This is a genomic window from Cupriavidus sp. CP313 (assembly GCF_054072015.1).
Window position 1 is genome coordinate 19,774 of sequence record NZ_JBSVZB010000006.1, and the last position, 11,504, is coordinate 31,277.

The 11,504-nt window shown below is 69.4% G+C and carries 10 protein-coding genes; 7 read left to right on the forward strand and 3 right to left on the reverse strand.

The genetic code is table 11. From position 1 onward, the window contains the following. Positions 1 to 27: 27 nt before the first annotated feature. Positions 28 to 1,026, reverse strand: a complete 999-nt coding sequence (locus ACW4E8_RS10495) for a Bug family tripartite tricarboxylate transporter substrate binding protein (protein WP_456804441.1) — start codon at positions 1,024 to 1,026, stop codon at positions 28 to 30. 123 nt (positions 1,027 to 1,149) lie between these two features. Next, positions 1,150 to 1,995 carry an IclR family transcriptional regulator gene (locus tag ACW4E8_RS10500; protein WP_456804442.1) on the reverse strand — a complete coding sequence of 282 codons (846 nt, stop codon included), beginning with the start codon at positions 1,993 to 1,995 and terminating at the stop codon, positions 1,150 to 1,152. 126 nt (positions 1,996 to 2,121) lie between these two features. On the opposite strand from ACW4E8_RS10500, the gene ACW4E8_RS10505 reads away from it, so the two are divergent. Continuing rightward, the gene (locus tag ACW4E8_RS10505; RefSeq protein WP_456804443.1) at positions 2,122 to 3,357 is read left to right on the forward strand and encodes a CaiB/BaiF CoA transferase family protein; all 1,236 of its coding nucleotides are present in this window, start codon (positions 2,122 to 2,124) and stop codon (positions 3,355 to 3,357) included. Between the two features lie 34 nt (positions 3,358 to 3,391). Here the strand turns inward: ACW4E8_RS10505 and ACW4E8_RS10510 are convergent, their stop codons facing one another. Next, on the reverse strand, positions 3,392 to 4,192 hold the full coding sequence (locus tag ACW4E8_RS10510) for an IclR family transcriptional regulator (protein WP_456804444.1): 801 nt from the start codon (positions 4,190 to 4,192) through the stop codon (positions 3,392 to 3,394). A 142-nt stretch (positions 4,193 to 4,334) separates the two neighbouring features. Here ACW4E8_RS10510 and ACW4E8_RS10515 point away from each other — a divergent pair, with 142 nt between their 5' ends. The 6 genes from ACW4E8_RS10515 (at position 4,335) to ACW4E8_RS10540 (ending at position 11,496) form a co-directional block, all read left to right on the forward strand. After that, a complete protein-coding gene (locus ACW4E8_RS10515) occupies positions 4,335 to 5,423 on the forward strand; it encodes a cyclase family protein (protein WP_456804445.1) in 1,089 nt (362 codons plus the stop codon). Between the two features lie 12 nt (positions 5,424 to 5,435). Next, positions 5,436 to 7,058: an AMP-binding protein gene (locus ACW4E8_RS10520; protein WP_456804446.1), complete on the forward strand. Its 1,623-nt coding sequence runs from the start codon at positions 5,436 to 5,438 to the stop codon at positions 7,056 to 7,058. After that, entirely contained in the window at positions 7,052 to 8,224 is a 1,173-nt protein-coding gene (locus ACW4E8_RS10525; RefSeq protein ID WP_456804447.1) for an acyl-CoA dehydrogenase family protein, read from the forward strand. Before ACW4E8_RS10520 ends, ACW4E8_RS10525 begins: the two co-directional genes overlap by 7 nt. 35 nt (positions 8,225 to 8,259) lie before the next feature. Continuing rightward, complete coding sequence (locus ACW4E8_RS10530) at positions 8,260 to 8,988, forward strand: SDR family oxidoreductase (RefSeq protein WP_456804448.1); 729 nt, start codon at positions 8,260 to 8,262, stop codon at positions 8,986 to 8,988. 76 nt (positions 8,989 to 9,064) lie between these two features. Continuing rightward, a complete protein-coding gene (locus tag ACW4E8_RS10535; protein WP_456804449.1) occupies positions 9,065 to 10,171 on the forward strand; it encodes a Bug family tripartite tricarboxylate transporter substrate binding protein in 1,107 nt (368 codons plus the stop codon). Between the two features lie 80 nt (positions 10,172 to 10,251). After that, positions 10,252 to 11,496, forward strand: a complete 1,245-nt coding sequence (locus ACW4E8_RS10540; RefSeq protein ID WP_456804450.1) for an ABC transporter substrate-binding protein — start codon at positions 10,252 to 10,254, stop codon at positions 11,494 to 11,496. The last annotated feature ends 8 nt before the right edge of the window (positions 11,497 to 11,504 follow it).

Here is an 11,504-nt window from a genome sequence, read left to right on the forward strand (position 1 = left end):
TCCGGTTGGTTGGATGAGCGTGTGCGGCTACTGTGCCGTGATGCCGGCGGTCTTCAGCACGCCGGTCCATTTCTTGGTTTCGGTGCCCAGGAAGCGGTCGAATGCGGCGGTGGATTGCGGTGCCAGATCCATGCCGAGCTCGGCCAGGCGGTGAGCCGTGGCAGGGTCCGATGTGGCCTGCGCGGCGGCCTCGGCCAGCTTGCGTACCACCGCGTCCGGCGTGCCCTGCGGCGCGACCAGGCCGAACCACGCACCCACTTCATAGCCGGGCAGGCGCACGGCCTCGGCCACGGTGGGCACGTCGGGCAGCGCCTGCGAGCGTTTTGCCGAGGTCACCGCCAGCGCCCGCAGCTTGCCGCTTTGCACCTGCTGGCGGGCAATGGCCGAGGTCAGCGCCATCATCGAGACGCGCGCGCCCAGCAGGTCGCTCATGGCCTCGGGCTGCCCCTTGTAGGGCACGTGGGTAAGCTTCACGTGCGTCATCTGCGCCAGCAGTTCCGCCGAGAGATGGTTCGAGGTGCCGACGCCCGCGCTGGCGTAGGTCAGCGTGCCGGGCTGGCTGCGCGCGGCGTCGAGCAGTTCAGGCAGCGTGCGCAGCGGTGACGCGGCCGGCACCACGATCACGTTGGGTACGGCACCAATGCCCGCCACCGCGCGGAAGTCTTTGCCACCCTTGCCCTGGACCGACGGGTTGAGCAGCGGCCCGACCACATAGCTGGGGCTGGCCGCCAGCAGCGTATAGCCGTCGGCGGGCGACCGGGCGACGAAGTCCGCGCCGATGGCGCCGCCGGCGCCGGTCTTGTTCTCGACGATGACGGGCTGCGTCAGCACCTTCGCCATGTTCTCCGCGGTGATGCGGGTGACGGAGTCGACCACGCCGCCGGCGGAGAACGGCACGATGATCCGTATCGGGCGGTCCGGGAAGCGCGCCGCATTGTCAGGGGCGGCCAGCGCTGGCAGCGGCATCAGCGCGGCGCAGGCCAGCATGCCGGCGGCGAGCCGGCGCAATGGTTGGATGGCATCCATCTTGTCTCCTTGGGTTGCCTGCGCCAGGGGATTTCCCGCGGCGCGGTTTCATGCGGGCCTCTGGCGGGCCGCTTGTCATTGCCGGCGACATCACCGGCAGACTGCATTGCTGTGTCCTGTCGGCTACCGCGCGCAGCTCAGTTCGATCTGCCGCACCGCCTCGCGCAGCCTTGGCGCCACCTCGCGCTCCAGCATGTTGTCGCGGTTGCGCGATGCGGCGATGGTGCAGTTCAGCGCGAACGCGTCTTCGTGCAGCGACTGGCGCACGGGTGCCGCGATCGCGTGGATCTCTGGCCGCCACTCGCCGCGGCTCAGGCAGTAACCGTGGGCGCGAAAGTGCTTCTGGTCGTCCGCCCACATCTGGCGCTCAACGTTGAAGCGCTCCGGATCGTCCACGCGCAGCCGGTTCAGCAGTGCCGTGCGCTCGTCGGCGCTGCAGGCCAGCAGGACCGCGCGACCGATTGCGCTGGCCAGCAGGGGCCGGGTGCTGCCGATGTCCGGCTGGTAGAGGTTGCCCGGATCCAGCCGGCAACTGTCCACGTACACCACCGACAACCGCTCGCGCATGCCCAGGTTCACCGTGCAGCCGGTTTCCCGCGCAATGGCCTCCATGTAAGGCCGCGCCACCTGGCGGATCGCCAGCCCGGCCAGCATTGGGTAGGCCAGCGCGAGCACGCCGGCGCCCAGCCGGTACTTCTGGTTGCCGGGCACGCGGCTCAGGAAGCCGAGCAGCCCCAGCGTGTAGGTCAGCCGCGACACCGTCGCCTTGGGCAGCCCGGTGCGCGCCACGATGTCCTGGTTGCCCAGCACCGGGCTGGACGGCGTGAAGGCACGCAGCACCTCCAGGCCGCGCGCCAGGTTGGTGGCGAACTGGCGGTCGGTGGCCAGTGCGTCCTCGCTGGCCAGGCCCGGCAAGGGCAGGTGTTCCGGATTGCGGTCCATGCTGTGCGGTGGTTGCTTGGGTTCCATGCTGGGATCCGGGGATGGGGGGCGTCAATGTTGTAGCACGACCGTTCCGCACAGCGAAACCGTACTTGCATCCGGGCCAGCCGCCTGCCACCTTGCAGCAGACGCCAATGCCGCCGGAGGCCCGCCATGCAAGACAAAGACGCACTCGCTGTATCGCCAGACGCACACTGCACGGGCCCGCTGGGCGGACTGCGCATCCTCGACATGGCCACCGTGGTGGCCGGCCCGTTTTCCGCCACGCTGTGTGCCGACATGGGCGCCGATGTGGTCAAGCTGGAGCTGCCTGACGGCAGCGATCCGCTGCGCGGGTTGGAGCCGGTTACCGAGGACCACGCCCTGTACTGGAAGGTGACCAACCGCGGCAAGCGCGGCATCTCGCTCGACGTGCGCACGCCGCGCGGCCGCGAAATTTTCCTGCGCTTGCTGCCTCAGTTCGATGTGCTGGTCGAGAACTTCCGCACCGGCACGCTGGCGCGCTGGGGGCTGGATCTCGACACCCTGCATGCGGCCAACCCGAAGCTGATCGTGCTGCGGCTGACCGGCTTCGGCCAGACCGGGCCCGATGCGGCGCGGCCGGGCTTTGCCCGCATCTTTGAAGCCAGGAGCGGCTTCACCAACCTGGCGGGCACCGCGCAGAGCGGGCCGATGCATATGAACTACCCGGTGGGGGACATGATTGCCGGCCTGTTCGGCGCGTTTGCGATTGCCACTGCGGTAGCCGAGCAACGTGCCAGGCCCGGCCAGCGCGGCCGCGAGATCGACCTGGCCGCCACTGAGGCGCTGTTCCGCCTGCTGGACCCGCTGGCCATTGAGTATGAACAGCTGGGGCATGTGCGCCAGCGCGCCGGCAACCGCACCACCTACGCGGCGCCGTCCAATATGTACCGCACCGCGGACGAGATCTGGGTCACGGTAGTGGCCTCCTCCGACGTCACCTTCCGCCGGCTGGCCGAGGCCATGGGCGCGCCGCAACTGGCGCAGGCGCCGGAATACGCCACCAACGCCGGGCGCGTGCGCAATATCGAAGCGCTGGACGGCAGCATTGCGGAGTGGTTTGCCGCGCAGCCTTATGCCGCCGTGGCGGCCCGGCTGGAGCAGTGCCAGGTGCCGTTCAGCAAGGTGTTCAGCATCGCCGATATCGTCGACGACCCGCAGATGGCGGCGCGCCAGGCCATCGTGCGGCTGCCCGATCCGGACCTGGGCTCGGTGCCGGCGCCATGCGTGGTGCCGCGCTTCTCGGGCTATGCGCTGCCGTCACCGCGTACCGGGCCGGATGTGGGCGAACACAATGCCGAGGTCTATGGGCGGCTTGGTATCGGGGATGAAGAGCTGGCCCGGCTGCGGGCAGAGGGCGTGGTCTGATCGGCGATCGGCGAGTTCAGCGGCGCGGACCGTTTCACTGCAGCGCCGCACGCAACTGCATTTCCGCCTTGCGGACTTCCTCAAGCACCAACCCGGCCACCCATGTGCGCCTGGTCTTGTTCATCCGGGACATCACCGAGGCAACACTCAAGGCGGCGTAGTGTCCCTGGCTGATTTCAAACGCGGCGCCAACGCCACCGGCGCCCGCGGTCACCAGGTTCTCGCTTTCCGAATAGCCCTGACGCCGCGTGCGCTCCACCAGTTCGAGCAGGCGCAGCCGCGTCAGGCCGGCGGCGTCGTATTCGTCGCGATGGCGCCGGTATAGCGCGTCGATCTCCGCATCGGGCAGCCTGGCCAGCAAGGCCAGCCCGGCGGTGCCGATCCCCAGCAGGCGCAGGCTGCCGACCATCAGGGTATGGGCCTTGATCGGGTAGCTCCCTTCTTCCATATGCAGGCAGTGTCCGTAGTCGCCGTTGCGGATGACCAGGAACACCGTGTCCTCGGTCTGGCGGGCCAGCGACTGCAGCATTGGGCGGCAACTGACCAGCACCGGCGCCCGGCTCATCGCAGTCAGGCCAAGCTGCATGGATTCGATGCCGAGGCGGTACTTTTTGGAGTCCGCCTCGCGCTCGACAAAGCCCGCATGCACCAGCCCCGATACCAGCCGGAACGCGGTACTGCGGTCCAGCCCGGTTGCCGCCAGCAGTTCCGCCAGTTCGATGCCGCGCTCATGGGCGGCGCCGATGCACTTGAGCAGCGTCAGTGCGCGCGACAGGCTCTGGGTGCCTGCCACGCCGGTTTCCGCCGGTCCCTTGGCAGCCTGATTTTTGGTCATGATCACAATGTAATCAAATTAATCAAAATTGCTTGTAGTGTAATCGACGTTCCGCTGGAATAGAAAACAGAGACCACGGCCAGCGTCCGGCAGCCGCGCGCGGCACCGGAACGCCAGTGGTCACCATTCCAGAGGAGACGCCATGCCCCCATACAAGTACGTGCACGCCCCCCATGCCCGGCCGGTTGAAGGTGCCGCAACCCAGCGCACGGCGCGCTGGCAGCAACGGCCCGAGCAATCCAACTGGGGCGATTTCGGACCCGACGACCAGCTGGGCCGCCTCAACCTGATCACGCCTGAAAAGGTCAGGCAGGGCGCGGCGGAGGTCAGGGAAGGGCTGCGCTTCTGCCTGAGCCTGCCGCTGGACTTCCCGGGCGGCAACGCCCTGAACCCGCGGCGCCACCCGCCCGTCATCAAGCCGACGCCGCGCGCGCTGGGGCTGGGCATGAACTTCGCGCTGGCGCGCGAGAACGCCGAGCTCACCGATGTGGTCTGCGACGACTACGTGCACATGTTCCTGCAGTACTCGACGCAATGGGATGCGCTGGCGCACGTGGGCGGGCATTTCGACGCCGATGGCGACGGCGTCAGCGAGATGGTCTACTACAACGGCTTCCGGGCGGGCGTCGACGTGCAGGGGCCGGACGATGATCCGGCGCTGGACGGCCAGTCGCGGGCACTGGCGCTTGGCATCGAGAAGATCGCCGAGCACGGCGTGCAGGGCCGCGCGGTGATGGTGGACCTGCGCGCGCACCTTGGCGACGGCCATACCCGCGTTGGCTACCGGCAACTGGCGCAGATCATGCGCGACGATGGCGTGACGGTCGAGCCGGGCGACATCCTTTGCCTGCACACGGGGTTTGCGCAACTGCTGCTGGAGCGCAACCGCCAGCCCGAGCCGGACATGGCCGAGCGTTTCGGCGCGGCGCTTGACGGGCGCGACCCCGAGCTGCACCAGTGGATCATCGACAGCGGAATCGCCGCCATCGTGGCCGACAACTACGGCGTGGAGGCCATCCCCGCGCGCCCGCAGGCGGGCCCGTGCGCCTTCCTGCCGCTGCATGAGCTGTGCCTGTTCAAGCTGGGCATGCCGTTTGGCGAGCTCTGGTACCTGACACCCCTGGCGCAATGGCTGCGCGCCAACGGGCGTAACCGCTTCCTGTTGACCGCGCCGCCGCTGCGGCTGCCCGGCGCGGTGGGCTCGCCGGTGACGCCGGTTGGCACGGTCTGAGCGGGGGCGATCATGGCGGAACGTACCTTGTTCGACTTGCTTGACGCGGCGCCTGCCGATGCGGTGGCGCTGCGCTTCGAGGGCAGCGCGATCACATACGGCGCGCTGCGCGAGCGCGCCTTGCGCATCGCCGGCGGCCTGCGCCGGCATGGCATAGGCCGCGGCGATGTGGTGGGCCTGTGGCTGCCGAACGTGCCGGACTGGCTCAGCATTGCCTTTGCCTGTGCCCGCATCGGCGCCGGCGTGATGAGCCTGAACATGCGCTACGGCGCGAAGGAAGCCGGCGACTTCATTCGGCGGGCCCGCTGCAAGGCGCTGGTCTACTTGCCGGCGTACCGCGGCAAGGACTATGAGGCCCTGATGGGCGCGGTGGCGCCGCACAGCCTGGCCACGCTTGCGCTGGCGGTGCCGTTGCTGCAAGCGCCGGAGCCTGCGCCATCGGACATCGCCGGGGCGTTGGCGCACCCGTGGCCTCGGCTGGCGCGCGTTGACCTGGATGACCTGGCCGCCGTTGAGCCAGATGCAGTTGCCGGCGGCCAGCCCGGCGATGCCTGCATCATCCTGTCCTCGTCCGGCACCACCAGCCAGCCCAAGCTGATCGTCCATGGCCAGGGCCGGGTGGCGCGGCACGCTGGCGACGTGGCGGCCGCCCTTTCCATGCTCGGCGGCGACGCCAGGTTGCTGCTGGCGATCCCGCTATGCGGCGCCTTTGGATACACCGTTGCCATGACGGCGCTGGCGGCGCAGGCGCCGCTGACGCTGGTCGAGAACTTCGAGCCGGCCGAGACCGCGCGCCTGCTGGTGGCGGACGGCATTACGCACATGTTCGGCACCAACGACATGCTGGACAAGCTGCTGGACGCGGGCGGCCCGGAATGGAAGCCGCAGGCGCTGCGCATGTACGGGCATGCCAACTTCACGCCGGGGCTGACGGCTTTGCCGCAACGGGCGCAGCAGCGCGGCATCGCCATGCGCGGCTGCTATGGCCTGAGTGAAACCCTGGCGCTGTTCGCCAGCCAGCTGGCAGAAGCCCCGCTGGCGCGGCGCGAGCAATCGGGAGGCGTGCCGCTGGCGCCGGCGGCGCGCGTGCGCGTGCGCTCGCTGGAGACCCACGAGTGCCTGCCGCCGGGTGAATCCGGTGAACTCGAGCTGCTCACGCCTGACGTCATGCTTGGCTATCTCGATGACGCCGCGGCCACCGCCGCCGCCCTTACCGACGACGGGTACCTGCGTACCGGCGACCTGGCCTACCTGAACGGCGATGGCGGCTTCACGCACCTGTCGCGCATCGGCGATGTGCTGCGCATCGGCGGCTACCTGGTCAATCCGTTGGAGATCGAAGAGGTGGTGCTGTCGGCCAGCGGCGCCGCTGCGTGCCAGGTGGTCGCCGTGGAGGCCCATGGCAGCGCCCGGCCGGTGGCCTTCGTCATGGGCGGCAGCGGCTATACCCATGCCGAGGCGGCGGTGCTGGCCGCATGCAAGGCGCAGCTGGCGGTGTTCAAGGTGCCGATCCGCGTGTTCCGGGTCGATGCCTTTCCGGTGACCCCGAGCCCGAACGGCGAAAAGGTCCGCAAGAACGAACTGCGCGCGATGGCCCAGCAGATGCTGGCGGCCGAGGAGACTGCACGATGCTGAAATGGACCCATTGGGATCTTCCCTTCTTCGATGCCAGCCATGCCGCCCTGGCGCGCGAACTCGATGACTGGCAGCAGCGCCAGGCGGCGCTGGCGCCGGAACTGGAGGCCCTGCCGCTGCCGGCCCAATGCCGCCGCCTGGCGGCCGAACTGGGCCAAGCCGGGCTGCTGCGCTACGCGGTGCCTACGCTGGAGGGTGACGCACGCCCGGCGCTGGACCTGCGCTCGGTGTGCATGGTGCGCGAAGCCTTGTCGTACGGATCGGCGCTGGCGGACTTTGTGTTCTCGATGCAAGGCATCGGTGCCGCCCCGCTGTGGCTGCATGGCAGCGCCGCCTTGCGCGAGCGCTTTCTGGACGGCTGCCGGCAAGGCGGGCAGATCGCGGCCTTTGCACTGACTGAGCCCGAGGGCGGATCGGATGTGGCCGCTACCGCGACCACCGCCACGCGGCGCGGCGATGTCTATGTGCTGGACGGCGCCAAGACATATATCTCCAACGGCGGCATTGCCGACTACTACGTGATCGTGGCGCGCTCCGAGCAGGCGCCCGGCGCCAAGGGGCTGTCCGCCTTCCTGGTCGAAGCCGGCAGCCCCGGGCTGACCATCGACACCAGCCTGGAGATCGTCGCGCCGCACCCGCTGGCCACGCTGCACCTTCGCCATTGCGAAGTGCCGGCCGCCCACCTGCTGGGCGCACCGGGCGACGGCTTCAAGGTGGCGATGTCGGTGCTGGACATCTTCCGCTCGTCGGTCGGCGCCGCCGCGGTCGGGATTGCGCGCCGCGCGCTGGACGAGACCGTGGCGCGCATGGGCAGCCGCTCGCTGTTCGGCAAGCCCATGGCCGAGATGGATACGGTGCGCATGCGTGCGGCCGACATGGCGCTGGACATGGAAGCCGCCGCGCTGCTGGTCTATCGCGCCGCGTGGCTGCGCGACGTGCGCCAGGCCACCATCACCCGCGAGGCCGCAATGGCCAAGCTGGGCGGGACCGAGGCCGCGTTCCGCGTGGTGGACAGCGCCGTGCAGCTGTTCGGCGCGCTCGGGATCACGCAAGGGTGCGTGATCGAGCAGCTGTTCCTCGACGTGCGGCCGATGCGCATCTACGAAGGGGCTTCGGAGATCCAGAAGCTCATCATCGGACGCAAGGTCCTGGGCGCGCAGCGCTAGGGATCGCACCGCATTTCTTAATACAAGGAGTATCGATGGCTACAAGACGACGCGTGCTGGTCACCGGCGCGAGCAAGGGCATCGGGCGCGCCACGCTGGCGCGCCTGCGCGAGGACGGTTATGAGGCCATTGGCCTGGCACGGACACGGCCGGCGGACCTGGCCGACGACCCGGCCTTCCATTGCTGCGACCTGAATGACCTGGCGCAGACGCGGGCGCTGGTGTCGCGGCTGGCCGCGCAGGGACCGTTCTATGCGCTGGTCAACAACGCGGCGATGGCGCCGACCACCTCGCTGGACGACGCCTCGCTCGCCGACATGGACGACGCGATGCGCGTCAATGTCAATGCGGCCCTGGTGTGCGCCCAGGCGCTGCTGCCGGGCATGCGCGCGCAGGGCACGGGGCGCATCGTGAACCTGTCGTCGCGCGCGGCGCTGGGCAAGGTGAACCGCACCGCGTACAGCGCGAGCAAGGCCGCGGTGATCGGCATGAGCCGGACCTGGGCGCTGGAGCTGGCGGCGTCCGGCATCACCGTGAACGTGATCGCCCCCGGGCCGATCGCCACCGAGCTGTTCCGCACGGCCAGCCCGCCGGACGACCCGAAGACCCGGGCGCTGATGGCGGCGGTGCCGGTTCAGCGCGTGGGCGCGCCGGAAGAGATCGCGCATGCGATCGCCTTCCTGCTGGACGAGCGTTCCGGGTTCATGACGGGGCAGACGCTGCATATCGACGGCGGCCTCACGATCAGCGCGGTCCGGGTCTGAGCCGGGCCGGGCGCCAGTGATTTCCCGACGCCGGCACCGAACCGTGCGCGGGCCACGCAAAGAGAGGAGACACGACATGAAAGTGCTGGATGCAGAGGGCCGCGGCCAAGGCGGCGCCGGGATGGGTGGCGACCATGATGTGGGCGCCGCGAGCGGCAAGGGGAGCGCGCGGGAGCGCGGTGTGTCAGCGCGGCGGCGCAGCGTGCTGCGCGGCCTGTCCGCGGGCCTGCTGGCGCCGCTGGGCTGGCCGGCCACGTCGGCGCTGGCCACGACCGGTGGAGGCGCCTATCCGAACCGGCCGGTGCGCCTGGTCGTTCCGTTCGCCCCCGGCGGCGCGACTGATACGCTGGGCCGGCTGCTGGGCCGCGCCATGGAGTCCTCGCTGGCCCAGCCGATGGTGGTGGACAACCGGGTCGGCGCGGCAGGCGCCATCGGGGCCACCGCCGTGGCCAAGAGCCCGGCCGACGGCTATACCGTGCTGCTCGGGGGCGTGGGCACCAACATCGTGCTGGCCTATACGCAGCCGTCGTTGCCGTATGACCCGGTACGGGACCTGATGCCGGTGGCCTACCTCTGCAATGTCGACTATGTGCTGACGGTCGCCGCCGGCAGCCCGTACCGCTCGCTCGACGATCTGCTCGCGGCGGCGCGCAAGCGGCCGCGGGCGGTTTCCTACATGTCCACCGGCATGCTTGGTCCGCTGCATGTCGCGCTCGAATACCTGAGCAAGCGCGCTGGCGTATCGATGGTGCACGTGCCGTACAAGGGCGAAAGCCCGGCGCTGGCCGACCTGCTGGAAGGCCGCATCGACGTGGCCGTGATGACCGTGCCGTTCACGCGCCCGCTGGTGCAGGACGGCCGCGTGCGCGTGCTGGCCACCATCAGCGCCGAGCGCACGGCCAGCATGCCCGACGTGCCGACCGTGGCGGAACTGGGCTTTCCCGGCTATGCCGTGCCGATCTGGAACGGCCTGTTCGTGCCGGCCGGGACGCCGGCGCCAGTTGCCGAACGCCTGCACGCGGCGGCGGCAGCGGCCATCGGCGCGCCCGCGATGCGCGAGCGCATGGTGGCGCTGGGGGTCACGCCCACCGGCGGCACCATCGCCAGCTATGCCAGGTTCCTGCAGTCCGAGCGCGAGCGCTGGACCGCAATGATCCGCGACACCGGACTGATGGCTGGGTAGCCGGCCGCACCAGCGACGCAAGACGTTCCCACCCCGTCGCAAGACCCGACAACGCCGCATCGTACGGCGAGGAGACAGCTATGCAACTTCAATGGCAGGGCCTGGCACGCGCGTGCCGATTTGCCGCGGCATGTGTATGCGTCACGGTATGGTCCGCGCTGAGCCTGGCGGCGCAGCCCGCGCGCGCCGCCGAGACCGTCAAGATCGGCCTGATCCTGGACATGAGCGGCGTCTACGCCGACATCTCCGGCAAGGGCACCGCCACGGCGGCCCAGCTTGCGATTGCCGACTTCGGCGGCAAGGTGCTGGGGCGCGACGTGGAACTGGTGGTGGCTGACCACCAGGGCCGCGCCGACATTGCCGCCAGCAAGGCGCGCGAATGGTTCGACGTGCGCAAGGTCGACGCCATCCATGACGTGACGGGCTCGTCGACGGCGCTGGCCGTGCTCAACGTCGCCCGCGAGAAAGGCAAGGTGCTGGTGCTCAGCGGTCCTGCCTCGGACCGGCTGACCGGCGACCTGTGCTCGGCCACTTCCGTGCATTACGCCTACGACTCCTATGCGCTGGCCAACTCGGTCGCACGTACCGTGGCCAGGCAGGGCGGCAAGCGCTGGTACTTCATCACGGCCGACTACGCAGGCGGCCATGACATCGTCACTGCGGCCCGGGCCGCGCTGGAGCAGGAGGGCGGCAGCGTGGCCGGCGAGGTGCGCCACCCGCTGGGCGCGTCCGACTTTTCGTCCGTGGTGGTGCGGGCGCAAGGCAGTGATGCCGGCGTGATCGGCCTGGCCAGCTTTGGCGGCGACCTGGTCAACGTCATCAAGTCGGCGCGCGAGTTCGGTATCCGTGCCGGCGGCAAGCAGCGGCTGGCCAGCCTGCTGATGTATATCAACGACGTCCATGCCATCGGCCTGCAGACCGCACAGGGCATGGTCCTGTCCGAAGCGTTCTACTGGGACATGAACGCCGAGACACGGGCCTTCTCGCGGCGCTATTTCGACAAGGTCAGGGCCATGCCGAACATGAGCCAGGCGGCCGTCTACTCGTCCGTGCTGCACTACCTGAAGGCCGTGCAGGCCGCCGGTTCGACCGAGGCGCCCGCGGTGATGCGCAAGATGCGCGAGCTGCCGGTGGTGGACTTCTACGCGAAGAACGGCCGCATCCGCGACGATGGGCTGATGGTGCACGACATGTATCTGTTCGAGGTGAAGCGCCCGTCCGAATCGAAATACCCGTGGGACTACTACAAGCTGCTGGCCACCATTCCGGGCGACAGGGCCTTCAAGCCGCTGGCGGAATCGGGCTGTCCGCTGGTGCGTCGCTGACCGGGCGC

Bases quoted from the DNA above. Each gene is read 5' to 3' on its own strand.
- ACW4E8_RS10495 (WP_456804441.1), bottom strand. From the start codon at position 1,026: ATGGATGCCATCCAACCATTGCGCCGGCTCGCCGCCGGCATGCTGGCC.
- ACW4E8_RS10500 (WP_456804442.1), bottom strand. From the start codon at position 1,995: ATGGAACCCAAGCAACCACCGCACAGCATGGACCGCAATCCGGAACAC.
- ACW4E8_RS10505 (WP_456804443.1), top strand. From the start codon at position 2,122: ATGCAAGACAAAGACGCACTCGCTGTATCGCCAGACGCACACTGCACG.
- ACW4E8_RS10510 (WP_456804444.1), bottom strand. From the start codon at position 4,192: ATGACCAAAAATCAGGCTGCCAAGGGACCGGCGGAAACCGGCGTGGCA.
- ACW4E8_RS10515 (WP_456804445.1), top strand. From the start codon at position 4,335: ATGCCCCCATACAAGTACGTGCACGCCCCCCATGCCCGGCCGGTTGAA.
- ACW4E8_RS10520 (WP_456804446.1), top strand. From the start codon at position 5,436: ATGGCGGAACGTACCTTGTTCGACTTGCTTGACGCGGCGCCTGCCGAT.
- ACW4E8_RS10525 (WP_456804447.1), top strand. From the start codon at position 7,052: ATGCTGAAATGGACCCATTGGGATCTTCCCTTCTTCGATGCCAGCCAT.
- ACW4E8_RS10530 (WP_456804448.1), top strand. From the start codon at position 8,260: ATGGCTACAAGACGACGCGTGCTGGTCACCGGCGCGAGCAAGGGCATC.
- ACW4E8_RS10535 (WP_456804449.1), top strand. From the start codon at position 9,065: ATGAAAGTGCTGGATGCAGAGGGCCGCGGCCAAGGCGGCGCCGGGATG.
- ACW4E8_RS10540 (WP_456804450.1), top strand. From the start codon at position 10,252: ATGCAACTTCAATGGCAGGGCCTGGCACGCGCGTGCCGATTTGCCGCG.